Genomic DNA, 26,910 nt, shown 5'->3' on the forward strand with positions numbered 1-26,910 from the left:
TGACGGACAACAATAAGAAGATACTGAATGATTTCAAATGAACACCTTCTTTCTTGCAGTAACGTTTCATTATAAAAAGCTTACCAAAAGCGGCAAGCTCTTTTCAAATCTGCATATTTCAACCAAAGAATTGTTCACAAATTTCTTTAGCACCTGCTTCGCCAACTCCATTTTCAATTGCTAAACATAAGGGCGAGCACACTACTGCGCCGACAGCACCTCCGACAGCCATACAAGCACCTGCGCAAGCAATACTGGATCCCAGCCCCAGCATTTTTGTGACTAAATCGTTACAGGACTCCAATTTTGATTTTGTCGGAGATGCTTTTTTGACAGAGTTCAATAAAGCATTATTCCCCTTGCCTTTTAATCCATCTTGATTAAAATCTTCATTAATAATTTCTTTATCGCCAACTCTTAATTTGAAATTTCCTTCTTTTTTTTCTTTGTCCCATTTTCCTATACCCTCTACGGATAAAACGATTTGCTCAGTGTTTAAATTAATATACCTCTGCGCAAATGAATGATTTTGCTGATCTTCATAATGAACCAATGCAATCTTATGATCTTTATTATTTAAAACAGTCACAAAGACTTCTGTTTTATCCATATCCAAATCATCTCTGTCTTTGACGATATTCAAAGCTTTTTGTCTGTCTTTTTTACTTCCTTCAGACTTAATCGTTTTATCACAGACAGGGCATGTGATTTCATCTTTTATTGTCTTTGTACTAATAGCTTCTGTCACACCTGAAAAACTGAACATAAAAACAAAAATAACTACTCCCACAAACCATTTGAAACGTTTTTTCACTATATATCCTCCTTTTATTCAGTCTACTACTCTATATCCTCAAACGAGTACAGGTAAACCAATAAAAGGTTTTTTTGTTTATATAATCCAAAGTTTGTGTTTTCATTATGATGACTGCTTTTCCTTCTCAAAACCCGCCCATCACCTGCACATCATACAGCTTGAGATGGCTTTTCGGCGTCACGATATCTTTCAGGTTCGGGATGGTCAGGCCGTTCAGCTTTTTGCCCGTTTTCAGGTCGAAGGATTCGATTTTGGCGGGCTTTTTGTAGCTGTACGTAAACAGATACAGCTTTCCGTTTTGATGCGTCAGCTCTTTGAAGTCGGCTTTCATTCGTGATGCGGGGAGCTTGAAGGCTTTTTTGCTTTTTCCGGTCTCAGGGTTGATACGGTAGACGGTTCCGAAGCCGTCAACGAAATAGAAGCTGCGCTGCTCCATGAAAAAGCTTTTTTTGAAGCTGAACGGCATGGAGTCATAGATCGTCTGTTCGTCATTATTATAAGCGGCGATGTCATACGTTTTGATGGCGCCGCTGTTTTTCATGACTTTCACCATTTGATAGATGTGATCTGCTTTTTCCCCTCTGGTGACAAAGCAGACGGCGCTGTCGTCCGCGGCGAGCTGGGATTCGACAGACGTGCCTTCTTTATACGTCCACGTCGCGATTGAGTTTGTATGGAGCTTTTCTTTATCAGCCTGAATGTCTTGGATGTGATAGCCTTTTTCGTCATCTGTCGGCGTGAGTGCGAAAAGATGATCTTTAAAAAAGCCTGAAGCGCGGATATAGTGCGGGATGACGTCTTGCTTCCACTTGCCGTCAATCTGGCGGTACAGCTCTGAGCGATAGCTGCCGCCGCTCTTGTCGTAGCCCGAATTATACAGCGTGTAAAAGCCTTTCGCCCGTTCGATATATCCCGCGCTGTCTCCCGTATGCTGGTACGCTCTTTTATATGTGTGAAGGCCGTCCTGAACGGTATAGATTCCTTTTTTGTCCTCCAGCAGCACGCTGCCGTCATGCACTTTGGCCGATCCGAGCTCAAGCCCCTTCATGTGATAAGAAGAGAGCCGTCCTTTGTCATCGGCGAAGAGGGCGTAGCTTTTTCCGCCGCCGAACGTGTCTTGGTCAGCCGCCGTGGAGAAATACAGCAGCGCCTCTTTATCTTTCAGAAAATCAGGGTCATTTAATGTGTCTCTCGCAACCTCCGCAGGGTCTTCCGTGCGGAAATAGAAGAAGCATAAGACCGCTGCGGCGGCGATGATCACTAAGGGTATCCAGATGATTTTTTTCACGTTGTTCTCCTTAGTGAATGGTCAGAATCGTGGTTGTGTAGGACGAGCTTGTGATGTCGCGCGGGTATACGCCTAAGCCGCCATTAGAGTCGATATCAATCCCGGCTTTTAAGAGGAATGCCGACCACAGCAGTTTTGAGCAGTTTTTGGCGCCTTCATGGCCCGTATTTCTGTTATTGACGAAGTTGAAGGAGTACTCATCACCGACTCTTGATACAGCCCAGTCAGCGGCGGCTTGTTTTTGGGCATCGGTGACTTTCACGGTCTGGACGATTGAATTGTCTTCGACTTCTCTGCCGTTATAAGCAATCTGGCGGACGCCGTCTCCCGGCACGGATTCAACAATTTTATCAGCGGATGAATACATGCCGACATGCCCGTGGTTGTAATAAGCCGTGTATGAGTTCGTGTAATAAATATTGCCTTTTGTGCTTTTCGGAAGTTTCTTGGTTCCTGACGATCCGCCCATCGCAGAGAGCCCTTCTTTGGAAGCGGTTACATTTCCCTGCACCTTGTCTGCCGTGATTTCTTGATGAAACTGCTTGAGAATTGCTTCTGTTGAAACGTGCTTCTGTTTGGCAAGCTCTTTGGCGGATTGGAGAACGTCTTGAGGAGTCGTGCCCTGCTGAAGGTCTGCGATTTCTTTTGCGTAGCGGGCTGCTTCTGTTTCTTTCGCTTTTACATTCAAACCGGAGAACGACAGAACCATGGTGAATGACAGGGCAAACGGGAGGATGGCTTTGAACAGCTTTTTACACATATTACTTCGCCTCTTTTCTTTGAGTATAATTTTTCCACATTTGTATTATATGACGGAATTGCGATAAAAAAATAGATAATTTACAGATTTTTAAAAATTTTATAACAATATGTAAATCATATGCATAAATCATTTTCAAATATCAGGAAATCCAGTTATCATACAAGAAAGGGGGAGGACATATGAAGGACAGAACGATCGGTTCGATGCGGGTTTCCGCAATGGGGTTAGGGTGCATGGGCATGTCGGAATACTACGGCAGCCAGAGTGAGGAAGAGTCGATTTCCACACTGCATCATGCCGTTCATCTCGGCGTGAATTTGTTTGATACGGCTGATCAATATGGATTGGGTGCAAATGAAGAGCTTGTCGGCAGAGCACTCGCCCCATTCAGAAAGGAGCTTTACCTCGCGACGAAATTCGGTTATGTCCGAAGCGAAAAGGGTGAGTTTATCGAAATTAACGGACGGCCCGATTATGTGAAAAAAGCGTGTGATGCCAGTCTGAAACGTCTCGGGACGGATTATATCGACCTTTACTATCTGCACCGGGTTGATCCGCGGGTGCCGATTGAAGAAACCGTCGGCGCCATGAAGGAGCTGATAGACGAAGGAAAGGTGAGGTATATCGGATTGTCAGAGGCTTCCGCAGAAACGATCAGGCGCGCCGTCCGCATTCACCCGATTGCCGCGCTTCAATCGGAATATTCTTTATGGAGCAGGGAAGCAGAGGAGCATGTGCTGCCCGCCTGCCGTGAGCTCGGCATTTCATTTGTGCCTTACAGTCCGCTCGGCAGAGGTTTTCTTTCCGGAAAGATGACGTCGACCGAGCAGCTGGATGCCGATGATTACAGAAGAAGAACGCCGAGATTCCAGGGAGACAATTTGGCGGTGAATATAGGGCTCGTCCAAAAACTTACCGCCATTGCCCGGGAAATGAATATCACCGCGCCTCAGCTTGCGCTCGCATGGGTTCTTGCAAACGGCGATGACCTTATTCCGATTCCGGGTACAAAAAAGAAACACTACTTGGAAGAGAACCTCGCCGCTCTCGACATTGTGCTTCCCGAGGATGTGAAGGCGCGGTTGGATGAGATGTTTCCGATCGGCACGGCGGCCGGCGAGCGTTATCCGGAACACATGATGACATTGTTAGATGAATAACAAAAGAGGCCCATCGTGCGGGCCTCTTTTCATTACAGCTTTTTGCTCATGATGACATCCGTCTCCAGAAATCCCGTCTTCTCATACAGCTTCCGCGCCGTTTCGTTATGAGCGAACACATGGAGAGAAATCTTGCGGACACCCAGGTCTTTGGCTTTGTCCTCCAGCCTTGCAAGCGCCTCTTTTGCATAGCCTTTGCCGCGGAAAGGCGGATGAAGGCCGAAATCATAAATAAATGCGTCCTGCTGCGGGTGGTCCGGATCGGCGTGCAGCCACAGCCAGCCGGCATTTTCCTTTCCGTCCAATGTCAGCGTCCATAAATAGTGATCGGCCGTCTCCAAGCCGTCAGGAAGCAGGTCATTAAACGCCAGCTCCGCTAATTCCGGCGCTTCGTCAGGCAGCCACGTTCCCGCTTTTACCTTTTCTTCAGCGTAATGCTTGGTTGAATGAGCGAGATAGGACTGAAATTCTTGTCCTGTCATCGGCCGCAGCGTGATAGCCATTGAATCACTCCTTACAAAACACGGACTGAAAGCGGTATCATGAAGTATTATCCGAAGGCTCCGTTTTCCGCCGGTTTTATGATTTGTTCGGCTTGTGCCGTTGAACCAGTTTGCGCAAATAATCCAATCGAAATGAGACTTGCCAAGGCTGCTGAGAGTACAATGAATTTACATGTTTTCATTACGAATCCCCTCCGTTAATCTCAAAATTTGGTCATTGGCATCAATTGATTCTTGAAAATACTTCGCCGCCAGTTTGTAATTCTCCTGTTTTTTAAAATGCGCAGCGGCCTGATACGACAAGTCGGAAACGTCACTCCACAGCTCTTTCCTTCTTAACTCGGCGAAAGCTGATTCAAGCGCTTCTTCATTGCGGTCAATAAAGACATGCTGTAAGATGCGCAGCTTTTGGGTGTATACGGGCTCGTTTTTTTCTTCAGCGGCATTCAGCGCTTTATGCAGCCAAAACCGGCCCTCATCCGCCTGTTCCTGTTTCAATAACACTCTGGCCAGCATGTACAGACTCCGCACCGAATACGCTGATTGCAAATGCTCCTTTTGATCGAGAGCCGTTTCAAACTCGATCCGCGCCTCCTCAAGCTTTTCCTGTCTTTCATAGCAAATACCTGCGTTAAAGTGGGCGAGCGCCTCAATATGCGGATCACCCGCTTTGGCGGCTTGATGAACCGCCGTCTGCAGGAGCTCTTCGGCTTTCTGATAGTGAAACAAGTCCATTCTGTTACAGCCGATCACCATTAAACACTGTGCTTCTCTGACCGCGTACATTTCATTGGCTTTGTAGATCTCCAACGCTTTTTCCGCGTGGTTCATCGCAAAGTAGTTTTGGCGGATTTCATAGTAGGCAATCGCCACTTGATAATTAAACTCGGCTCTTTCAATCTCATTCGGTATGTGCCGGAGCCTGCTTTCAGCAATCCGGTAAAAATTAATGGCGTTCATAAACCGTTTACGGTAAAACTCGTGCATTCCGGAAAAGAAATAATAATAGTATTGAATCATCTGGTCTGTTTTTTCTTTATCGGCGTTCAGCTGGATCGTTTTTAAAATGCCGTCTGTTTTCTCATACTCTTCCATCAAAAGCTTGTAGCGGGAATCAATTAAATTAAAATAAAGGAGCACCGTTTGATTTTGTGTCATATTTTGCAGATCCGTAAGCAGTTGTTCTCTTAACGCCTCAGCCGATTCAGTGTTGTGCTTTTTGATTTCCTCATACCAGTCACTGATTTTTTTCGCAACTGTTTCGTGGGCCATCACCTCAGCCATCTGTCAGGACACCTCCGTTTCCCATTTTGTGTAATAAATATATCATATTTACAGGTTCAAAAAGAGGGTGGCAGCCCGCTAGTTTCCTCGTGGCAACAAAAAAACCTCCGCAGGTGCGGAGGCGCATATTTTATAACAGTTTTTTTCCTAACAAAGATTCTACCAGCTCGACCGCTGTTTTGCCGGTTTTGTTTTTGTGATCGAGGATCGGGTTGACTTCGACAAATTCAGCTGAAGTGATGATGTCGGCATCATACAGCATTTCCATTGCCAAATGGCTTTCACGGTAGCTGATGCCGCCGACGACAGGCGTGCCTACGCCGGGTGCGTCGCTCGGATCAAGGCCGTCGAGGTCAAGGCTGAGGTGAACGCCGTCACAGTCTGACAAGTAGTCAATGGTTTCTTCAATGACCTTTGTCATGCCGAGGCGGTCAATCTCATGCATCGTATAGACCTTCATGCCTGTTTCCTTAATGTATTCACGCTCACCTTCATCAAGCGATCTCGCGCCGATGATGACGACGTTCTCCGGCTTGATTTTCGGGGCATACCCGCCCAGATTCACCAGCGTGTCGTGCCCGACTCCGAGGCTGACGGCCAGCGGCATTCCGTGAATATTGCCTGACGGCGATGTTTCCAGCGTGTTTAAGTCGCCGTGCGCGTCGTACCAGATGACGCCGAGCTGTTTATAGTGCTTTGCCGTTCCTGTCAGCGTTCCGATCGCGATGCTGTGATCGCCGCCCAAGACGAGAGGGAACCGCTCATTCTCAATGACGCTGTCCACCTTTTGGGCGAGCTGCTCGTTCCCCGAGAGCACAGAGTTCAGATTTTTCAGCTCTTCATCATTTTTGAGTTTTTCACGATTGACGGGGATGTCGCCTAAGTCTTCCACCGCATACCCCATGTCAGATAACCGTTCAATGAGATGCGCGTAGCGGATGGCGCTCGGGCCCATGTCCACTCCGCGTCGTGCTTGTCCTAAATCCATCGGCATTCCAATAACTGAGATATTCTTGTTCATCCGTTTTTCCACCTCAACATGTTGTATGTTGTCCTGTGCGGGTTTCTCAAAGATGACTTGGACACGAAAAGATTTAAAGCTCTATCTGTTTTTCTGACTGCTTATGCTTTTTTACATACAGATGATAGACGATAACGCACACCGCCATGAACGGGATGCCGCAATAAAGGGCGAGCCGCTGTTCTGAATCAAATGCGAGGCTGATCAGAACAACCGTGTTTAACGTCAGCCCGATAATAGGCAGCACCGGGTACAGCGGTGTTTTAAACTTCAGGTCTTCCACTTTGCCGCCTTCACGGATGTATTTCCGTCTGAACATCAGCTGTGACAGGGAAATCGTAATCCAGCCGACCTGCGCGCTTAGTCCGGCTAATGATAAGAGAAACATATAAACGGTTTCCGGCGCTGCCACTTTAGACAGCAGTGACAGGCAGGCGACGGCCAGCGTCACGATCAGAGCGTTCATCGGCACGCCGCGTTTATTTGTTTTGCCGAGTGATTTAAAGGCTTGTCCTTCGTTCGCCATGGCATATAAGATACGCGTCGATGCAAACAGGCCTGAGTTGGCCACTGAGAGCAGCGCAATTAAGATAACAAAGTTCATAATATCGGCGGCATATGGAATACCGATTTGTTCAAACACCACGACAAACGGGCTTTCGACCACTCCCGCCTGCTTCCACGGAATCATCCCGGCAATGACGATGATGGAGAGAACGAAAAAGACCAGCGTTCTCCACACCGTCTGCCGGATAGAGCGCGGAATCGTTTTCTCGGGATTTTCACTTTCTCCCGCGGCAACCCCGATCAGCTCCGTTCCCTGGAACGCGAAGTTTACGGTAATCATCGTAATAAGCATAGCCTTAATGCCGTTCGGAAACAATCCATCCTCATAAAAATGAGAGAAGAAAGGAGCCTGCTCGCCGTGTTTCATGTCAATCAGGCCGAACATGGCGGCGCCGCCCAAAATAATAAACAGCAGAATGACTAAAATTTTAATACCGGAAAACCAAAATTCCGACTCAGCGAACGCTTTTGTGGTAATGGCGTTCAAAAGAAACATCAGGCCGACAAACACGAGGCACCACACCCATACGGGAACATGCGGAAACCAGCGGAGCATCAATTGTCCCGCAGATAAAAACTCAATGGCGCATGTCACCGCCCAGCCGAGCCAGTACAGCCAGCCGAATGCGAAACCGAAAGCGGGGCTGATGAATTTGGTTGCGTACGTCTGAAACGACCCTGATACGGGAAGGGCAACCGCAAGCTCGCCTAAGCAGAGCATTGTCAAAAACATTATAAAACCGCCGACCAGATAAGACAGAACCGCGCCCAGCGGTCCCGCCTGGTTAATTGTAAATCCGGTACTCAGGAAAAACCCGGTGCCGATCACTCCGCCCAAAGAAATCATAAACAAATGGCGTGATTTCATTGTGCGCTGAAGCTGATTCTCTTTTTGATTTGTATTCACTATTCTGCACCCCTTCAGCAACTTGTATTGGAACCAAGCCGGTGCTTTGAAACCGATTTGCTGTCCAAAGAGCCTCTATTTGTATATGAATGTTATATGAAATTCATTTTCGTACATAAAGATACATTATACTAAAATACTGTCGCCGCGCAAATAGAGTGTGCTGAATTTTTTATTTGTAAATTCCATACAAGCCGAGGGAAAGCATTGCCGCATCAAGGTTTTACGCGTTTTGAAGCACGTTTGTGATCTTTTGGACCGCCCAGTCCAAGTCTTCCTTGGAAATCATTAACGGCGGTGCAAAACGGATCACGGTATCATGTGTTTCTTTGCATAAAAGCCCTTCGCCTTTCAGCTTTTCACAGTACGGGCGGGCCGCTTCTGTCAGTTCAACGCCGATAAACAGGCCGCGTCCGCGCACGTCTTTTATGATCGGGTTATCAATTTTCTCAAGCTCTTCTTTAAAATAACGGCCAAGCTGAAGGGAACGCTCTGCCAGCCCTTCTTCCTCAAGGACTTCAAGAGATGCGAGCGATACCGCGCAAGCGAGCGGGTTTCCGCCGAATGTCGAGCCGTGGGAACCCGGGTTAAACACGCCGAGAATGTCACGGTTCGCCGCGATGCACGAAATCGGGAAGACGCCCCCGCCGAGCGCTTTGCCTAAGATGAACATATCCGGTACGATATTTTCCCAGTCAACCGCGAATGTTTTCCCTGTGCGGCCGAGTCCCGTCTGAATTTCATCAGCGATCAGAAGCACATTTTCTTCCTTACAAATGGCGGCCGCTTCTTGTAAAAATCCTTCCGGCGGAATGACGATGCCCGCTTCTCCCTGAATCGGTTCGAATAAGAAAGCGGCTGTGTTCGGCGTGATCGCCCTGCGCAGCGCTTCTGCGTCTCCGTATGGAATTAATTTTATACCCGGAAGCATAGGTCCGAAACCGCGTTTATACTCATCTTCTGAAGAAAGGGATACCGCAAGCATCGTTCTGCCGTGGAAGTTGCCGATACACGCAATGATTTCCGCCTGATTATCCGCTACTCCTTTGACCTCATATGCCCAGCGTCTCGCCGCTTTGACAGCGGATTCAACGGCTTCCGCCCCCGTATTCATCGGCAGAATCATATCTTTTCCGGTCAGCTTGGCTGTTTTCTCATAAAACGGACCGAGCTGATCATTATGGAACGCGCGTGACGTCAGAGTGATTTTATCCGCCTGATCCTTCAGCGCCTGAATGATCTTCGGATGTCTGTGCCCCTGGTTCACCGCAGAATAAGCACTCAGCATATCCATATATTGATTACCTTCAGGGTCTTTTACCCAAACACCCTGCGCTTCGGAAATAACAATCGGCAGAGGATGATAGTTGTTCGCGCCGTAATGTGAAGTTTGGCTGATAATTTCTTGAGATTTTGTGAAAGCTGACATAATCTGATTCCCCCTTGTTTTGTAATCATTCAACATTAGATCTTGCTTTCCCTTTTTATAAAGCAAGTTCCGTGCCAATCCGAAAAAACGGGATGTTTCGCCAGCATTCTTTCTTTTCCCGCAAAATTTTCCGGCAGTTTGCGTGCAAACTTCAGCCAAGCGCAAAATTTTTTTGCGTTTCCCGCTGACAAAATAGGAGCAATCCAATTAGATTGCTCCTACTCAACAATTATTTATTCAATTGTCTCTGATATACAATGTAAGAATATAGTAAAGATAATATGATACAGCCGATTGCAGCCATGAAAATGACTGACACTCTATACACCGGCGGCAAAAAAGCTGCAAGCATCATGAGCATGCCCGCTAAGACAAAAAGTTTCGAACTAACCCTGTGTGTATCCTTCCAAACGCTTTCACTGCTCAGCGTCCAAGGTGTTCTTATCCCTAAAAAGAAATTAGGCTTAACGATCTGAATGAAGTTTCCAAACACCATGAAAATGACTCCCACTATAAAGTTTCCTAAATAAGATATAGGGAGATCATATCCCAGACCGGTAAAGATGGTAATCAGATTAATGACAAACAGAACCGCAAACATTGTATTAAATATAGCCATATATGGCCGGATAAATGTTTTGTAGTTATTTTTAGGATCAATCTTAGGGATGATAACCATTAAAATATATAGAATAATCATGATGCCAATAAGCATCATCATCGCATTAGCTTTCGTTTGGTAATCATTTGCACTTCCGTTTAATCCCCAGTGTGTCGCCAAATTGTCCGGTAAAGATGAATATGTGCAAACCCATGTGAAAACAGTTAAAACTATGATTCCTGCCGAAAAGAGATATTTTTTCATGATTCCCCGCCTTTCTTATTATCATGTTCTGAATCAGTCAGAGAAAAGAACCAGCCTATAAGATCCTGTAATACAGTGGTATTTAATGAATACATAATAAATTGGCCTTTCCTCTCATCGTGAACCAAATCAGTATTTTTCAATATGGTAAGGTGATGAGAAATACTGGGTTTTGACATGTCGAAGTGTTCCGCAATTTCACCAGCCGTCATGTCTTGTTTCTTTAATAAATCCAAAATTCTTCTCCTTGTAGGATCGGCCAGTGCTTTAAAAGCTTTATTCAAAAACTTTCCCCCTCTCATACATACATAATTTAGATATTTAAGTATATATCTAAATATCAACCATTTCCTTAAAAAAGTCAATGGTTTTATTACCTTAATTTCCATTTATTTTTAAACATCGTCCAAGCGCAAAATTTTTTTGCGTTTCCCGTTCGATTTATTTTAAAATAATGAATGTTAAGACGATTGGGAGGGGGAATTGACCTGCACACAACCAGCGAATTTTACACACTCGTGTTACAAAGCATTCTGGAAGAGATTGATGTCGGGCTGCATGTGGTGGACGAAAAGGGCAGCACCGTCATTTACAATAAGAAAATGATGCAGATTGAAGATATGGATGAACGGGACGTCCTGCATAAAAACCTGACTGATGTATTTATGTTTTCCAATCAGCAGGACAGCACGCTCGTTCAGGCCCTTCAAGAAGGCAAAACGATTAAAAACGTAAAGCAAAGCTATTTCAATAACAAAGGCCAGGAAATCACGACGATCAACCACACTTTCCCGATTGTGCAAAACGGCGAGATCAAGGGAGCCGTGGAAATCGCCAAGGACGTCACCAAGCTCGAACGGCTGATCAGGGAGAACATGCACAGGAAAGAACAGAACAGCTACACGTTTGACAGTATTCTCGGCAACAGCCCGGTCATTCGGGAAGTCATCGAAAACGCGAAACGGGCAACCCGCACATCATCATCGGTGCTTTTGGCCGGCGAGACGGGAACGGGCAAGGAACTGTTCGCCCAAAGCATTCACAACGGCAGCCAGCGCTCAGGCGCCCCGTTCATCTCGCAAAACTGCGCCGCCCTGCCGGATAGCCTGGTCGAAAGTATTTTATTCGGCACGAAAAAAGGCGCCTTTACCGGAGCCATCGACCAGCCCGGCTTATTTGAGCAGGCGCAGGGAGGCACCCTGCTCCTTGATGAGATCAACTCGCTCAATCTCAGCCTGCAGGCAAAACTGCTCCGCGCCCTTCAGGAAAAGAAAATCAGGCGCATCGGATCAGCGCAGGACAAACCGATTGACGTCCGCATCATCGCCACGATGAATGAAGACCCGATCACCGCCATTTCGGAAGAGCGGCTGCGCAAAGATTTATACTACCGCTTAAGCGTTGTCACACTGATCATTCCCCCGCTCCGGGAGCGCAAGGAGGACATTCTGCCACTGGCCGAAGTCTTTATCCAGAAAAACAATCACCTGTTCCAAATGCATGTCGATTCGATCAGTGACGATGTGCAGCGATTCTTCCTGGAATATGACTGGCCGGGCAACATTCGCGAGCTTGAACATATGATTGAAGGCGCCATGAACTTTATGACGGATGAAACGACGATTACGGCGGCCCACCTGCCTTATCAATACCGCATGAAAATCAAACCGGCTGACACGGAAAGCAAAGCCGCCGCAAGCACCCAGCCCGGCACCGATTTAAAAGACAAAATGGAAAACTTCGAAAAATACATGATCGAAAAGATCCTGAGAAAACACGGCAATAACATATCCAAAACGGCAAACGAGCTCGGAATCAGCAGACAGAGCCTGCAATACCGCCTGAAAAAATTCGGTCTGGACCGGATGAAATGAATCCATACAAAAAAAGGCTGAGTTGCTCCTCAGCCTTTCGTTTATATCTGATTGGCAAGCCGCTCTCCGGTAAACCAAAAGTTCTCACTCACTGCCAATGTATGTTCCGTATTCTCGACTTGATGCCACCAATGGCGCGGCGCGTAAATGATTTCTCCCGCCTTTTGTCTGAAGCGGATCGGAGACGCCTTTTGCACCAGCGGTTTTTGCTCAATGTCTTTTTCATCAAAGACATTGATATTTCCTTCGTACAAATACGGAGAGTCGTCCGGATGATAGAAGATCCATTCCTTCTCCCCGAAAATGACGCCGTTCCACGCGTGCGTGTTGTTAAAATCCTGATGCAGCGGTGTGCCTGTCTGCTTAGAACCGAGAAAGAACCATTTCCAGTCCCGTCCCGTTTCTTCATCCGCTCTCAATGTGTCTTTTGTAAAATACTCGGGTGCGGAATAGACAAGGTCTAAGTCATTTTGGTTCAGCTGCGTAAAATTCCAGTCACAGTACCATTTGTCATCATTCTGATCAATGTACTCGATATAGTTGGAAAGCTTTACTTGTTTAAAGGTTTTGACCCCTTCGATATCTGATTTCCGGATGGTGACCATTCTGTCCCCATAGTGTTCGTCAATGTATTCAAGCGTCCACGGCCTGCATTCCCATTGATCCATTGCCCCCGTCAAAATAAAAGGTTTCTTATCAGCATACTCGCTTACAAAAAGATCGTACGATAACTCATTGATTGTCAGTCTGTCAATGGTCATATCCATTCCCCTTTTATTCGGCAATCTGCCGTTTTTTTTGTTTGGCGTAACTGTATGGACCTGAAAAGATGGTGACGTTTTGATTCTCAAGCCAGAAAATCTTGTTGAACTTCTCCAGCAGGTTTCTGTCGTGAGAAACGCAGATGATGGTGCCTTGAAACTGCATCAGGCTGTTTTCGAGAATTTCCTGAGATTCAATATCCAAGTGGTTGGTCGGCTCATCCAGGATCAGGACATTCAGCTTTTTTTCCATTAAGATGGACAGCTTCAGCCTGATTCTCTCACCGCCCGACAGGACGGAAAGTTTTTTAAAGACCGACGACCCGTAAAATCCGTACTTGGCCAGCATATTCCGGGCCATGCCCTCTTCAGTCAGCAGATTTTCTTTAAAAAATTGCAGAATCGTCTGACTCGAATCTCCTACATGGCTCTTTTGATCAATGTAGCCTATTTTAAGATTTTCTCCCACTTTAATGGTGCCGTCCGACAGTTCTCTTTCCCCGATGATACAGCGGATCAGCGTTGTTTTGCCGACGCCGTTTCTGCCGACGATGCCGATTCTGTCTTTATGCTTTATGCGCAGATTCACATTTTGATATAAAAGGGAAGATCCGTTGGTCACCTTTCCGTTTTCAATGAACACAATATCTTTTGAACCGGCGCCCGCTTCCTGAAATGCGTTTTTTAATTTTTGCTCCGTCCGGACCGGCTTATTGATCAGCTCGATCCTTTTCAGCGCCTTTTCCATATTATTCGCGCGTCTGTGCAGGCCGACAGACGGCGGATTTGAGCGGTTGGCCCAATCTCTCAGCTGGGCGATGGATTCCTTCATCTTCTGTATTTTTCTCTGCTGTTCTTCATATTTCTCAAACTGGGCGATGATGAATTCTTCCCGCTTTTTCAAGTATTCGCTGAATCCGTAAGGCCAAATCTTCACCTCGGTATCGTCAATCTCGAGCACCTTCATCGCCGTTTGGTCGGCAAACGTTTTATCGTGGGTCGTAAACAGAATGGTTTTGTTCGATTTTTTAATAAACCCTTCAAGCCACTCAATCGCATGGACATCCAAATGGTTGGTCGGCTCGTCCAGCAGTATAACGTCGTCGTTGCGGATTAAAATTTCGGCAAGGCCGGCTTTTGTTTTTTCGCCGCCGCTCAGCTTTGAAAACGGCTGATCCTTTAATTCGCTGAGGCTGAGCCCGTTGCATACCTCGTCAATCATCACGTGCATCTGGTAGCCGTTGTTCCGCTCAAATGTTTCCGTGTATTGACTGTACTTTTCCAATAAAGCAGTCAGCTCGTCATCGCTCATCGGTTCCGAAAGCTTCAGCTCAATGGCCTTCATTTCCTTCTGGATCGCCGCTAGAGCTTCAAATGATTTTTCCAGATATTGATACAACGTCAGATCCTCATTGGGATCAGCGATCTGCTTCAGCAAACCGACCTTCGCCCCTTTGTTGATCGCAATCGTTCCTTCATCTGCCTCAAGCTCTCCGGAAAGCACCCTGAACAGCGTGCTTTTGCCGGAACCGTTCGGCCCGGCCACAAGCACTTTTTCGCCTTCATTGATGAAAAAAGAAACTTGTTTGAAAATGGTATCTCCCGCTAAATTTACCGTAACATTATGAATATTCAGCAACTCACATCATCCCTTTGTCATTCTGGTTCAAAGCTCGACTTTATTCTGGATGGCGACGCTCGCTTTCAGTTTGTAAAAGCTGAGCATCATAAACAGCGACAATAAGATGGATAATACCCCGATTGCGGTCAGCAGCAAAGCTGAATCAAAATAGTCCGTTAAGAATCCGATAAACGGAAAGGCAATGAACATGAAGAGCGAGGTCATCAAACTGATAATGGACAGCAGCGTGGCTCTCGTTCTGGACGGAATCTCATTATTCACCACCTGACTGGATACGGGTTCTATCACATCATAGAGCGCGTTAATGACGACAAAAGCTGCAATCGTCACGTACAGACTGCCCGATGGTATAAACAGATAGGCCGCCCCGATGATGCAGAATGTCAGCAGAAGCACGCGCCTCGGCGTGAATTTTTCCGCCGGCTTGGAAGAAAAGATGGAGCACAGTGCCTGCAAGATGGACAGTCCCGCAAAAATAATGGATATATTGCGCACGGACAGCCCTTCCTGACTTAACAAATCTTGTCCGTACATATAAAAAACCGATGTAATCGCAAAGAAAACGGAGAGTGACAGCACCAGATATTTAAAGGCTTTGTTCAGCCTGAAGAAATCTTTGACTTCTTTTAAGATGTCACCGACCGTCTGCGTTTCGTGTTCACTGTTTTCAAATTTAATTTCCGTCAGCTGTGTAATGACCGCCATTGCAATCAGCTGAGTGACAATCCCGGCGATAAACACATACGACCATGATATTTCCTGCAAGTAGCCGCCGATGCCCATGGCGATCGCAAGACCGAGTATGACAAGTCCGTTATAATTTCCGATGGATTTGCCGTACCACTTTTCTTTCCCTTGTTCTTTCAGTGAATCAAACAAAAAGGCATGATCCGTTCCTGATATAAACGTCAGCCCGATACCGTATATAATATGGGCGATGAAGAGGGCGATGAAGTTATGGAAGCTCAGGAACATCACCAAATAGATAATGACCATAAAATGGCCGAGCAAGAGCGATTTTTTTCTCCCGATTCTGTCCGAGATGACGCCGCTCGGCACTTCCGCCAGAAACATCGCCAAATTCAGGACCGATTGCAGGATGCCCACTAGAAACAATGAATAATTCATGCTTGTTAAATATAAAATCCAAATTCCCCGTTCGAAAAAGAAGTTTCCGAAAAAACCGGAGAAGTAAAGCAAATTTCGATTCCGCAAATGAATACCCCTTTCCAGCTATCTGCATTTAACATCATGAACAGAAAGGAGCCCGTCAGTCTTTACACTAAAACCCTCTATACATGGATCTTGCAGATACAGACTTTTCCCAAAACAAATTGGGCAATAATGAGTTGTATTCTCGAATAACCCAAAAAGTTCCTTCTTTTTTTCAGATCCTATGGCATCAATGATCGTTTTTTTCTTCTCTGGATCGCTGATGTCGCGGATGAAATATTTGATATAGCTCAGCTCATGCATGTAAGCCGGCAGGAACAAATGGAGCTCAATATCAAACCCGCTTTTATCCATATGGTAATAATCATTGAAATGACTGACGCGGGAGACGGACACGTCCGCTCCGGCCCGCCGAAACAAATCAGCCAGCCTTTCAATGATCTCTCCGTTGGGATAATAATCGGCATAAACGATTCGGATCGGTTCTTCTCTTGTCAAAAGGGGCGGATCTTTCTGCGGTGTCCTCCCGCTTTCCCATATACCGATCAGTGAATCAGTCGGTGTGATGATATGCCCCAAATCCCCGGCCAGCTTTTGTTTATCAAAATAATGCTGAATGAAAGTTCTCAGCATGTCGTCCTTTACCTTGAAGGTAAATAACATCGGCAAATGATTTTCTTTAAAATCAGCATACTGCCGATACCTCATGTTTGAATGATGAAACTGGGTGTGGCAGGTCACGTCCGTTTGATTCGCTTCGTACAGCCCGATGCTTTTTTCCAGATCAACATTCAAAATAAATTGGATGGTCTGAACCGTGCGGTGATCCGCGGGCGTCATTTTATATTGCGGATTCCGCTCAAATTCCAGCCCCTTCTCAAACGTGCGCTTGAATCGGTACGGGCCGTTTTCCGGCACATCGCCCCCGGCGGTCCCCGGAATCAGAAAGCCGCTCTGCAAAACGGCTTCTATTTCATCAGACGGCTCGTCCAAGGTGACTTCAAAGCGTTTTTCGCCCGTTACGTTCACCCCGAGCTGATCGGAAGAGACGAGGCCTTTTACATACGGAACGGCCTGTTTTATGTTCAGGAAACTGCCGAGATGGGGGCTTTGATTTTCTTTCGTCAGATGATCGATGATCGTTTGAACCACACCCTCGGCGTCGCCTAAATAGTCCGGGTGAATGTCCACCTGACAGGTGCGGGGATCTTTGCGGATGATTCGGCAGTTATAGCCGTCCTGCAGGCTTTCATACATAATGCTGCACATCATCTTGCTTGTGTAATCCTGCGTATCTAATGGGTTCAAGCGTATCGGGCTTGTGTCGATTTCTATTTTCAGAGGGTCGCCCGGTTTTCTCGCCGTACGATGCATCGTCTTCATAAAGCGCTTTCCTTTTGAGAAAGCTTCGTTTCTGTAATATGAAGGCCGTCAAAGTCCAGGCCGATGCGGGTATTCAGGGATTTCGGGCTTCCGCCTGCAAGGTATGTGATAATGTCATGAGACATAAACGAGGATATAATACCGTTTGTCGCTCCTAAGGAACCTTTGATCGGTTCATCGGGGTAACAGTTCAGAAGTCCGGCCGGCATGTTTTTTTCATAGGTGACGCCGGATTGATAGGATTCAGGCGTGAGCAGAGGCCCCCATTGGCCGCTGAAGCTGCCGACACCCCCGGTCATAAACGCGATATTCCGCTCCTTACAATACCGGTAAACCCATTCAGAAATGTTATGGGGTTTGTCAGCGGCATTTATGACGATATCAATTTCGTACGGATCTAACACACGCAGGTCCTGCGGCTGTGTAATTTCCTGATGGTAAAGTGCTGCGTCCGCATGGGGATTGATACCCGCAATATAATCTCTGCATTCTGAGATCTTTAATTTGCCTACAGAAGATTTATTATAGACGAATTGTCTGTTCAGGTTATGTACTGATACGGCATCGAAATCAATGAGAATAAAATGCTGCATGCCCGCCGCCAAAAGATTTTGAAGAATGATCGTTCCGACGCCCCCCAGACCCACGATCGCTGCCCTGCTGCCGTCTAATCTGTTTTGGATCAGATTGGGGTTTTGGTTGTATTTCTCAAAATGGTACAGCTGCTTTTCAGTGATGCGGCCTTCACGGCCGTTTTGCCATGGCTCTATTAAAGCATCCAATTTCATTAACGCATCGAAAAACTGGTTTCCCGCTTCCTCTCCCAGAAGATCAGAAAGCTCTTGTTTTTCACAGCCGATGATCAGCCGTTCAACCGCCTCTTTGATCTCACTCGTATGCGCAAGCTTAATCGCCTTTCGATATTGAATGATAATATGCGCCGTGTAGGTCAGCACCTGCACGCTGTCTTTAAACTTCCAGCGCTTACAGTACGTTGACATCATGACATACCCCCTGAAAGATAATAACTCCCCAATGAGGGGAGTCACGGCTTTACTAGCAACGATGCACCAAGCTTGCTGTTTCTGTATCAAGATCAAGTTCTTCAATCTTCATCAGTACACACCCCCTTTACCAATAACTAGATATTATTACCAATATTGGAAAAGGACAAGTTATTTTTTTAAAATTTAGAATTTATATATAAATTGTGATTTTTCTTCCTTCTGCCCGGTTTATCCCGGCAGCCGAATGATGAACACGGAGCCTTTTCCCTGCTCACTTTTCACTTCAATTGTTCCGTTATGGCTGTCGATAATGGTTTTTGTAATGGCAAGACCCAGCCCCGCGCCGCCGGATTGACGGGATCGGGAGGTTTCCGCCCTGTAAAACCCGTCAAACAAATGAGGCACATGCTCCGGAGCGATTCCCGTTCCGTTATCTGCAATCATAAGCATGATTCCTCCGTCTTTCTGCAGGGAGACGGTGATGACACCCGTATCTTCATCCGTATGCTGCACCGCATTGTAAAAGAGATTGAGAATGACCTGCTTCATTTTGTCTTTGTCAAAAACGGCTTCTATCTTTTGATCGACAAAGAACTCGAGCTTCCGGTTTCTCGCGAGCAGCTTCAGCTGAGCCTCCATTTCCAAAATGACGTCTCCCAATGCGCCTTTTTTCATTTCAAAGCTCGGCACCCGGTCAATCTTCGCGAGAAACAGAAGATCCTCTATCAGCTTATTCGCCCTGGCGGATTCCGCGTACATGCTTTGAAGCGCTTTTTCTTTCTGCTCCGGCTTCTCCGCCGCTCCGCGCATTAAAATTTCGATAAAGCCGTGAATGGAGGTAAGCGGCGTTCTCAGCTCATGTGATGCGTCTGATACAAACTGCCGGATTCGCTCCTTCTCTTCTTTTTCCGCCTGAAAAGAGGTTTCAATCCGTTCCAGCATCTGATTGATGGAGATGCCCAGCGACTCAATTTCTGCCTGCCTTTTATCAATCGGCAGCCGTTTATCGAGACTGCCGGCATGAATGTCATCCATCATACGCACAATGCGTGATAACGGCTTGAGTGTGAGCCGGATCACTGGCAAGAAAACAAACAGGCCGATGACCAAAGCCGCAAAGGAAAGCACCGCGAAAATGCTGATCTGGCAGAAAAGCGAATCATTCAGAGGCTGGGTCAGCGTGCTCATCTGCACAACTCCCGCCTGCCTTCCGTCAACGGAAATCGCCTGAAACACGACGATGATTTCCTGACCTGACTTATTGTGAGCCACCTGATAGTGAAGCGCCATGGTATCTGTCAGCGCATCCCGGTACACTTTTTTCGGGAAAGAAGGAGCGGCCCCCGCGTGCGGGTCTTCTGATAAAACAGACATCTTGTATGATTGATTGATAAAAGCAACCGTCACCCCGGGGTAAATCAAATTCGGATGAGCCGGTGTTTCGGAACGGGCAAGGGTTTTGATGGACCTCCATACGCTTTGATCCATTGAATTGATATCACTCTGAATGCTGATCGCCTGATTCTCATACATCGTCCGTGTCATAAACATGTACTGAGTGCCGCCGATGAAACATAACAGCAAGGCCAAAATCGCCAGTGACCTGAACAGGAGCTGGAACCGCAGGGTTCTGTACAGCCGTTTCATGCCAGATCCACCCTGTACCCGGCGCCCCGAACCGTGCGAATCACCTTGTGTTCTTTATCCTTCAGCTTTTCGCGCAAAGAACGGATGTACACCTCGACGATATTGTCTTCCCCGAGGACCGTTCCGTAATGAAGCCCCATCGTTAAAGAATCAATGAGTGCAGACTCGCCGTCTGCACTCAGCTTGATGCCTTTCAACTTTTCCATGATGCAGTCTCTCCTTAGATGTATCAGCCTGTGTTTATTTTTTTCGCTTCCCCTTCTATTATTCGCTTTTATCTGAAACAAAACGGAATCTAAGCTGAATTGGTGAAAGGAAACGGTGAAAACGGAGCCATCTGCAAATAAAAATCATTATCTACGCTTCAATTCAGCAGCAGCAGCCTGTTTCAATCACAAAGTTCTAAGTTCAGGTCTGTCTTTTTCTACATATACCCATTTTTAACTGAACGTGTTGTGACCCGCGTTCAGTTCTTTTTTATGGCTTCTGAAAAAAGGCATAAAAAAAGCGCCCTGAAAAAGGACGTTTAATATGACATGTTTCATGTTCTTAAATTCTGCATTCTAAAATAATTCTTCCTTCACATTCACCTTCAATTTCATTCAATACGATGATCATATCAGCCGTTTTCATGTGTTTCACCTCCCGTTTTCATAATAGTATAATATTAACAAATAAATCAATAAAAAACAGCCCGGATGTCCGGGCTGTTTTTTATTTCTGTAATCGATCCGCTTCTGTCAGTTTGACTTCCGCTGTTTTTTTCTTTCCCGAACGGTAGAACGTGATGTTCACACGGTCGCCGATCTTTTTGCGATACAGGCGCTCACGGAGATCAACAACGTCATTGACCTTATGTCCGTCGAACCCGGTAATCACGTCGAGCTTTTTCAAACCCGCTTTTCCGGCCGGTGAAAACGCGTCGACACCCATAATGACCGCCCCGGTTTTAACGCCTTTCGGAAGTTTCAGCGTCTGGCTCCAATGGTAGCTCGCAATATCCGTTAAGGATTTCATCTCAATACCGAGGAAAGGCCGTCTGACTTCTCCGTATTTTTCTAAATCCTGAATAACGGGAATGACAAGCTTTGACGGGATGGACAGGCCGATGCCTTCAACGGCGGATTCAGCGATCTTCATTGAGTTGATGCCGACCACCTTGCCCGATATATCCATCAAAGCGCCGCCGCTGTTGCCGGGGTTAATCGCGGCATCGGTCTGCAGCACTTCCGCATTCCAATCCGGCTGTCCGTCGCCGTTTGAGTCAACGGGCACCGCCCTTTCCGTGCCTGAAATGATCCCCTGTGTCACTGATCCCGCAAATTCAAGCCCGAGCGGATTTCCGATCGCAATGACCGGTTCTCCGACTTTGACCTGATCAGAATTGCCAAACTGGGCGGCCGATTTGATTTTATCAGACTTCACCTTCAGCACGGCGAGATCCATCAAACGGTCGCTCCCGATCAGCTCAGCAGGCACGCGTGAGCCATCCTTCAGGCTGATCTCAATCTCAGTCGCACCTTCAATGACATGGTGATTGGTTACGATATAGGAAGTGTTTCCGTTCTTTTTGTAAATGACGCCCGACCCGCTTCCCGCTTCGCCGCCCTCTCCCCAAATATCGGTCTTTTGGATATTGAGAACGCCGACTACCGAATCTGATACACGGCTGACCATATTCGTGACAGCGTCATTGACATTTACGTTGACTGTTTTCACCTGTTCGCTGCCGAGACGCTGGCTGGTGCTTTTGCTGCTTTCTCCATGGTCTCCGCCTGTCCAGTACGGCAGCAGGAAAGCCATGAGCGCGGCCCCGACGATGACGCCGATCAGACTTGATAGAAAGTACCCTCTCTTGCTGCGGCGGGGCTGTTCGGAGGCGTACTGTTCATCATCGCGATTATAATCCACCCTATCTCAAATCCTTTCAAGAGTACTCGATTTGCTTATAGTGTGGGTCAGATCGCGGATTAATAATCATGATTCATTTGGAAAAATTACACGGCGCACAGCGGCGTCGGGATTTTCGGATCGGTATCAAATAACTGAAACGTTTCCCCGGCGACAAATCCTTTCGCAGCCAATGTCTGCTGCACGGACATTCTCGCCAGTTCCTTCATATTGTTGTCTTGGCTCAGATGCGCCAAATAGATGCGCGATGTGCCGTCGCCGATGACATCAGTCATGGCGAGCGCCGCGTCTTCATTGGAGACGTGGCCGACATCGCTTAAAATCCGCCGCTTAATGCTCCATGGGTATCTGCCCATTTGCAGCATGCCGACATCATGGTTGCTTTCAAACACAAACACATTGGCCGAACGGATAATGCCTTTCATTCTGTCGCTCACATACCCGGTGTCCGTCATCAGCGCGAGCTTTCTGCCCTGGTAGTGGAAAACATAAAACATCGGCTCGGCCGCGTCATGAGAGACGCCGAATGACTCAACATCAAGCCCGCCGAAGGATTTTACGCTTTCCATCGGGAACAGAAACTTTTGTCCGGTATCCAGCTTGCCGATCTGATTCTCCATCGCTTTCCACGTCTTTTCATTGGCGTAGACGGGAAGTCCGTACTTTCTCGCAATGACGCCGAGCCCTTTAATATGGTCGCTGTGCTCGTGAGTGACAAAGATGCCGTCGACGTCGTCTATCTTGCGGCCGATTTTCTCCATCAGCCCGTCCATCGCTTTACCGCTCAGGCCGGCATCCACCAGAAAAGAGTGCTCCTCTGTCTCCAGATAAAACGCGTTTCCGGTACTCCCGCTCGCAAGCACGCTAAATTGCAAGCCCATTATGTCTCACTCCATTATTTATTTTGATTGTTATCAATGACTGTGCTTTCCAATGCATTCACAGTGTACGTTTGCTGTGTCTTTTTCTTCGTCCCTTTTGACTTATCTTCAATTGTAATTCTCCATACCGGCGCCAGCACCTGCGTACTTGTCAGCGGATATTGGGCAATATAGCCGAACTTAACGCTTTTAACGGCGCAATTCGCTTTTAAGTAATTTTGAGAATACAATAATTCGACCGCATCAAGCTCAGGAATCAGGCTCTCCGTCTGGATTCGCTTGAATGACTCCAGCATGGTCTGCTCGTAAGATACGACCTCGTTTTTATCGTTCAAATGCAGAATCACCTGTCCGATCGCATCTGTGGACGAGTCAAAATCCTGATAAATAAACTGGCCGTCATACATCTGGTAAAAAATGATCTGTTTTTTATCCTTGTCGACTTTCCACAGTTTATATTTTTCACCGCCGGTTATTTTAGAGCTGACGAGCGATTCCGCATCCTCCTGCGGTTTTTGCTTCGATAAACCGACCGGATCGGTAAATTTCATTTTCAGTGTGGTAACCTTGTGATCATCCGCCGGCATCTCCATTAAAGGCTTTTGATCTTTCAAAGCATCAATATCTTCGGCGGTAAATACCTTTTGGCCCGCCGTCAGCCGGTAGCCCGTCGCGGAATCAGAAGACAGGTTGCCGAAAGTGATATGATCCATCTCCATGTCTTTTTCCACATTTGAATTTTTAATCACTTCGTATTCACTGCTCGAGCGTTTTTCAAAAAACTGATAGCCGAGAAAAATATCAAGGATGAGGAAGGCAATGATGAAGATCGTTTTTGTCTTATTCCACTCCATTATCGTCCTCCTCCTTCCCCAGCAGATCTTTCGTAATCGGAACGATCTTCCCGTTGATTTTCATACTCCAGACGGGTTCCAGTTCAACGAGATCATTCGTTGATGAAGAGACCATTTGATAGGCCAGGAAGATCTGGTCGATTTTATTCACGTCGTATTTATCCTGCTGCTCCAGCAGAGACACAACCTCATTGCCGTTCATCATTTTTACGTCTTTTGTTTTAATCGGATTCGGTCCGAGAACATAGTTCGGCCGCTTGTAGCTGAGAACCTCGTCATTGGCCCATTGCAGGGTCAAAACAGGTCCGGATCCGAAAGGCTTAGACGTGCTGTTGATCACGGGCATTTGGTCTTTAAACATGTAGAAACTCAGCTGCTGGTTATCACTCACATTGAAAAATTGATAATGATCCGTCCAGCTTCCCGTATCCTCTAAATATTTATAGCTTTTCTTAATCAGCTCACCCGTTTGGTAAGAAGCGCTTTGTGCCAGGTTCCGATGCTGGAATTGAATCTGCCGCTGTGTCGAATTGATTTCCAGACGGCTGATTCCGTCAGTCAGCACATTCCGATTGTAATTCGGGTCTTCTCTGACCGTGCTCGGATCATTAAAAAGCGTCTGCTTAAACAGGTTCGTCTTAATGGTTTCAGTGATAAATTCTTTTTCCTTCATATTAAACCGCGCATTCGGCATGAGAAATTCTTTGCTTTTTCCGACCGAATAGAGGTGGTATAACGGCATACTCGACTTTTTGCTGTACAGCTCATTCATCAGATTGCGGTAATTCGCCGATTCCACAGTCACTTCCAAAATCAGCTGCTTACTGTACGAGACCATGTAAATCTTCTTATTCGTCTTATTCTCATTAAACGGAATGACAATATGGTCAAATGAGCTGTATTCCATTGACGGATTCGACCATTTAAACATCGTTTGGAAGAAATCAATCGGAATGGTGTCATTGAATTGCAGATCGAGCTTTGCCGAATTGCCGTTTCTGCCGTAAAGCCAATTTTTAAAACCGAGCTTGTCGTATTGATCGGAAATATCCTTCATCCCTTTTACTTCCCATTGCGGCAAATCCGCCCACAGGTCATTAAAGAGCGTCTCATCATCCACTTTGTAATGAGAGCCGTTTGTATGAATAAACATATCCCGGGGTTTTACCGTTTGCGACACTTTTTGGCTCGTTTTATCAATTTTATGCTTTTCCCGGACAGTCGATTTGGTTGAGGCCGTGCCTTCTGAAAAATTGGGCTGGAATGTCCAAATTCCCCATGTTAAAACAAGACTAATGACGACCAGCACTGACAGTATGACTGTTTTTATATTTTCACGCCTCATCCCAATCATCCTCTTGCTCTTCTTTATATGGAAGAGTAAATGTAATCTTCGTTCCTTTGCCTTCTACACTGTCGGCCCAAATGTCTCCGCCGTGCGCCTGAACCATCTCTTTTGCAATCGCAAGGCCGAGTCCGGTGCCGCCGAGTTTTCTCGTGCGCGCTTTATCCACTCTGTAGAAACGGTCAAAGACTTTTTCCACATCTTTTTTCGGAATGCCGATACCTTCATCTTTTACGCTGATATAAAGCAGCTCTTCTTTCTCATTCACATCGACTGAGAAAGTGACATGTCCGCCTTCCGGTGAGTATTTCAGTGCGTTAGAAATGATATTATCGAGAACCTGCGTCACTTTATCCTGATCAATCTCCACGTACAGATTTCTGTCCGGCAGCTCGCGGATAAATTCGACATGCTGTTCTTTTGTCATTTCAAAACGATCGATAATCAGTGACATAAAGCGGATCATATGAATCCACTCCCGATTAAACTGATAATCTTTGCTGTCGAATTTAGAAAGCTGAAGCAGGTCGTTCACCAATCTGATCATGCGCTCAGTCTCATTTTGGGTCACCATTAGGAAACGCGGAGCGATATCTTTATTTTCCCACGCGCCTTCTGCAAGCGCCTCTAAATAGCTTCGCATGGTCGTCAGCGGTGTCCGCAGCTCATGAGACACGTTGGCAACGAACTCTCTGCGTTCCCGATCGAGTTTTTCCTGTTCGGTGACATCATAAAGAACCGCGATTAAACCGTCGATTTTTCCGTGCTCTCTCTGAATAACGGAAAAATTCACCCGCAGTACAGTCGTTTCATCGTCACGTTCGATCTCCAGCAGCATTGAATCCTGCTGTTCTACTAAATCCTCAAATGTAAAGTTCTCTTTTATGCCCAATAAAGACGTAATCGGCATCTCTAAAGCCGTTTCACGTGAAACATTCAGCAGCTCAAGCGCAGGGCTGTTTAAAAGAATAATAGCTCCATTGCGATTCGTTGCGATGACGCCGTCCGTCATATACGCGATAACGGAAGAAAGCTTTCTTCTCTCCCCTTCCGTCATGGCTTGGGCATCTTCAAGCTCTCTCGTCAGATGGTTGAACGTCGTTGCGAGCTGACCGATTTCATCATGCCCGTATTTCCGCACCTTTCTGGAGAAATTCCCTTTTGCCAGTTCCATCGCCTGCTTACGCATATCCGACAGCGGATGGGTAATGGTGCGGGCGAGAAATATACCGAGAAGAGCCGTCAGAACAAGGGCTAAGCCTGTTCCTGAAGCAAGAATCGAGTTGACGGTTTTCATCTGGTTAAAGGTATCTTCCATACTGGCCACGACATATATCGCGCCGACAACTTCCTGATTCTCTGTGACGACAGGTTTTGCTGAAATCAGCACTCTGTTTTTGCTTTTAGGATCATAATATTTTTTTGAATAGGCCTGTTTTGTTGAGAAAATCCGTTTAAAAATCGGGTCAGTCGTCTGTTTCCCCGCTATTTCCTCGCCATAAGGCCTCGAGGAACCGACGACCTCATAGCTTTTATCAACAAATGTAATTTCCCGTATTTCATTATTCTTCGTAAAATCATTCAAAATCCGTTTGACGTCATCTTTAATGACGGTGCTGTCATTATCTCCTTTATATTCCTGCTCAATATAATAGGATAGATTGTCAATCCGCTGATTTAACGATAATTCATAGGACTTGAGAAGAGAATTCTCCACCTGTTTCACAAAGTACACGCCGATAATCTGCATGGCGATGATAATGAGAAGCACATAGATCAGCGTGATCTTAAACTGAATCGACCGAAAAAAACCAACCTTATTCATCGC

General features: G+C 46.4%; 25 protein-coding genes. 2 read left to right on the plus strand and 23 right to left on the minus strand.

The genetic code is table 11. From position 1 onward, the window contains the following. Positions 1 to 118: 118 nt before the first annotated feature. The 3 genes from NYE36_RS20280 to NYE36_RS20290 all read right to left on the minus strand — a co-directional run bounded on the left by NYE36_RS20280 (position 119) and on the right by NYE36_RS20290 (position 2,865). Positions 119 to 814 carry a hypothetical protein gene (locus tag NYE36_RS20280; RefSeq protein WP_039063862.1) on the minus strand — a complete coding sequence of 232 codons (696 nt, stop codon included), beginning with the start codon at positions 812 to 814 and terminating at the stop codon, positions 119 to 121. Between the two features lie 127 nt (positions 815 to 941). Next, positions 942 to 2,105, minus strand: a complete 1,164-nt coding sequence (locus NYE36_RS20285; RefSeq protein ID WP_094032950.1) for a hypothetical protein — start codon at positions 2,103 to 2,105, stop codon at positions 942 to 944. A 10-nt stretch (positions 2,106 to 2,115) separates the two neighbouring features. Next, positions 2,116 to 2,865: a YiiX/YebB-like N1pC/P60 family cysteine hydrolase gene (locus tag NYE36_RS20290; protein WP_015418599.1), complete on the minus strand. Its 750-nt coding sequence runs from the start codon at positions 2,863 to 2,865 to the stop codon at positions 2,116 to 2,118. Between the two features lie 182 nt (positions 2,866 to 3,047). Between NYE36_RS20290 and NYE36_RS20295 the strand changes: the two genes are divergently transcribed. Further along, the gene (locus tag NYE36_RS20295) at positions 3,048 to 4,028 is read left to right on the plus strand and encodes an aldo/keto reductase (RefSeq protein WP_069007584.1); all 981 of its coding nucleotides are present in this window, start codon (positions 3,048 to 3,050) and stop codon (positions 4,026 to 4,028) included. Between the two features lie 32 nt (positions 4,029 to 4,060). Here the strand turns inward: NYE36_RS20295 and NYE36_RS20300 are convergent, their stop codons facing one another. The 8 genes from NYE36_RS20300 to NYE36_RS20335 all read right to left on the minus strand — a co-directional run bounded on the left by NYE36_RS20300 (position 4,061) and on the right by NYE36_RS20335 (position 10,888). Beyond that, positions 4,061 to 4,531, minus strand: coding sequence for a GNAT family N-acetyltransferase (locus NYE36_RS20300; RefSeq protein WP_094032951.1), 471 nt, complete (start codon positions 4,529 to 4,531; stop codon positions 4,061 to 4,063). 47 nt (positions 4,532 to 4,578) lie between these two features. Continuing rightward, entirely contained in the window at positions 4,579 to 4,713 is a 135-nt protein-coding gene (locus NYE36_RS20305; protein WP_007407881.1) for a hypothetical protein, read from the minus strand. Beyond that, positions 4,700 to 5,815: an aspartate phosphatase gene (locus tag NYE36_RS20310; protein WP_053573862.1), complete on the minus strand. Its 1,116-nt coding sequence runs from the start codon at positions 5,813 to 5,815 to the stop codon at positions 4,700 to 4,702. Before NYE36_RS20310 ends, NYE36_RS20305 begins: the two co-directional genes overlap by 14 nt. A 130-nt stretch (positions 5,816 to 5,945) precedes the next feature. Then, positions 5,946 to 6,836, minus strand: coding sequence for an arginase (gene rocF / locus NYE36_RS20315; protein ID WP_007407883.1), 891 nt, complete (start codon positions 6,834 to 6,836; stop codon positions 5,946 to 5,948). 73 nt (positions 6,837 to 6,909) lie between these two features. Then, positions 6,910 to 8,310, minus strand: a complete 1,401-nt coding sequence (locus tag NYE36_RS20320) for an amino acid permease (protein ID WP_015418603.1) — start codon at positions 8,308 to 8,310, stop codon at positions 6,910 to 6,912. A gap of 223 nt (positions 8,311 to 8,533) precedes the next feature. Beyond that, a complete protein-coding gene (locus tag NYE36_RS20325) occupies positions 8,534 to 9,739 on the minus strand; it encodes an ornithine--oxo-acid transaminase (protein WP_025650081.1) in 1,206 nt (401 codons plus the stop codon). Between the two features lie 229 nt (positions 9,740 to 9,968). Next, entirely contained in the window at positions 9,969 to 10,604 is a 636-nt protein-coding gene (locus NYE36_RS20330; RefSeq protein ID WP_199022270.1) for an SdpI family protein, read from the minus strand. Continuing rightward, a complete protein-coding gene (locus NYE36_RS20335) occupies positions 10,601 to 10,888 on the minus strand; it encodes an autorepressor SdpR family transcription factor (protein ID WP_015240946.1) in 288 nt (95 codons plus the stop codon). The genes NYE36_RS20330 and NYE36_RS20335 overlap by 4 nt, the downstream gene beginning before the upstream one ends. Positions 10,889 to 11,092: 204 nt before the next feature. Here NYE36_RS20335 and NYE36_RS20340 point away from each other — a divergent pair, with 204 nt between their 5' ends. After that, on the plus strand, positions 11,093 to 12,478 hold the full coding sequence (locus NYE36_RS20340; RefSeq protein ID WP_094032970.1) for a sigma-54-dependent Fis family transcriptional regulator: 1,386 nt from the start codon (positions 11,093 to 11,095) through the stop codon (positions 12,476 to 12,478). A 41-nt stretch (positions 12,479 to 12,519) separates the two neighbouring features. Here the strand turns inward: NYE36_RS20340 and NYE36_RS20345 are convergent, their stop codons facing one another. The 12 genes from NYE36_RS20345 to walK all read right to left on the minus strand — a co-directional run bounded on the left by NYE36_RS20345 (position 12,520) and on the right by walK (position 26,907). Continuing rightward, on the minus strand, positions 12,520 to 13,239 hold the full coding sequence (locus tag NYE36_RS20345; protein WP_094032953.1) for a cupin-like domain-containing protein: 720 nt from the start codon (positions 13,237 to 13,239) through the stop codon (positions 12,520 to 12,522). Between the two features lie 13 nt (positions 13,240 to 13,252). Beyond that, a complete protein-coding gene (abc-f, locus tag NYE36_RS20350) occupies positions 13,253 to 14,878 on the minus strand; it encodes an ABC-F type ribosomal protection protein (RefSeq protein ID WP_265450994.1) in 1,626 nt (541 codons plus the stop codon). Positions 14,879 to 14,905: 27 nt separating this feature from the next. After that, complete coding sequence (locus NYE36_RS20355) at positions 14,906 to 16,096, minus strand: MFS transporter (protein WP_012118887.1); 1,191 nt, start codon at positions 16,094 to 16,096, stop codon at positions 14,906 to 14,908. A gap of 18 nt (positions 16,097 to 16,114) precedes the next feature. Next, complete coding sequence (locus NYE36_RS20360; RefSeq protein WP_265450995.1) at positions 16,115 to 17,437, minus strand: ABC transporter substrate-binding protein; 1,323 nt, start codon at positions 17,435 to 17,437, stop codon at positions 16,115 to 16,117. Next, the gene (locus NYE36_RS20365) at positions 17,434 to 18,441 is read right to left on the minus strand and encodes a ThiF family adenylyltransferase (protein WP_032868115.1); all 1,008 of its coding nucleotides are present in this window, start codon (positions 18,439 to 18,441) and stop codon (positions 17,434 to 17,436) included. Before NYE36_RS20365 ends, NYE36_RS20360 begins: the two co-directional genes overlap by 4 nt. Before the next feature lie 231 nt (positions 18,442 to 18,672). Beyond that, a complete protein-coding gene (locus tag NYE36_RS20370) occupies positions 18,673 to 20,091 on the minus strand; it encodes a HAMP domain-containing sensor histidine kinase (RefSeq protein WP_265450996.1) in 1,419 nt (472 codons plus the stop codon). Continuing rightward, entirely contained in the window at positions 20,088 to 20,297 is a 210-nt protein-coding gene (locus tag NYE36_RS20375; protein ID WP_025285567.1) for a winged helix-turn-helix domain-containing protein, read from the minus strand. The genes NYE36_RS20370 and NYE36_RS20375 overlap by 4 nt, the downstream gene beginning before the upstream one ends. 508 nt (positions 20,298 to 20,805) lie before the next feature. Beyond that, positions 20,806 to 22,002 carry a S1C family serine protease gene (locus NYE36_RS20380; RefSeq protein ID WP_007614967.1) on the minus strand — a complete coding sequence of 399 codons (1,197 nt, stop codon included), beginning with the start codon at positions 22,000 to 22,002 and terminating at the stop codon, positions 20,806 to 20,808. An 86-nt stretch (positions 22,003 to 22,088) separates the two neighbouring features. Further along, on the minus strand, positions 22,089 to 22,883 hold the full coding sequence (locus tag NYE36_RS20385; RefSeq protein WP_007407895.1) for an MBL fold metallo-hydrolase: 795 nt from the start codon (positions 22,881 to 22,883) through the stop codon (positions 22,089 to 22,091). Between the two features lie 14 nt (positions 22,884 to 22,897). Beyond that, positions 22,898 to 23,737, minus strand: a complete 840-nt coding sequence (yycI, locus tag NYE36_RS20390) for a two-component system regulatory protein YycI (RefSeq protein ID WP_040238684.1) — start codon at positions 23,735 to 23,737, stop codon at positions 22,898 to 22,900. Further along, the gene (yycH, locus tag NYE36_RS20395) at positions 23,724 to 25,082 is read right to left on the minus strand and encodes a two-component system activity regulator YycH (protein WP_160242471.1); all 1,359 of its coding nucleotides are present in this window, start codon (positions 25,080 to 25,082) and stop codon (positions 23,724 to 23,726) included. Before yycH ends, yycI begins: the two co-directional genes overlap by 14 nt. After that, positions 25,072 to 26,907, minus strand: coding sequence for a cell wall metabolism sensor histidine kinase WalK (gene walK, locus NYE36_RS20400; RefSeq protein ID WP_004393106.1), 1,836 nt, complete (start codon positions 26,905 to 26,907; stop codon positions 25,072 to 25,074). Before walK ends, yycH begins: the two co-directional genes overlap by 11 nt. Positions 26,908 to 26,910: the final 3 nt, after the last annotated feature.

The organism is Bacillus sp. FSL R5-0593, assembly GCF_038603755.1.
Taxonomy (GTDB): domain Bacteria; phylum Bacillota; class Bacilli; order Bacillales; family Bacillaceae; genus Bacillus; species Bacillus velezensis.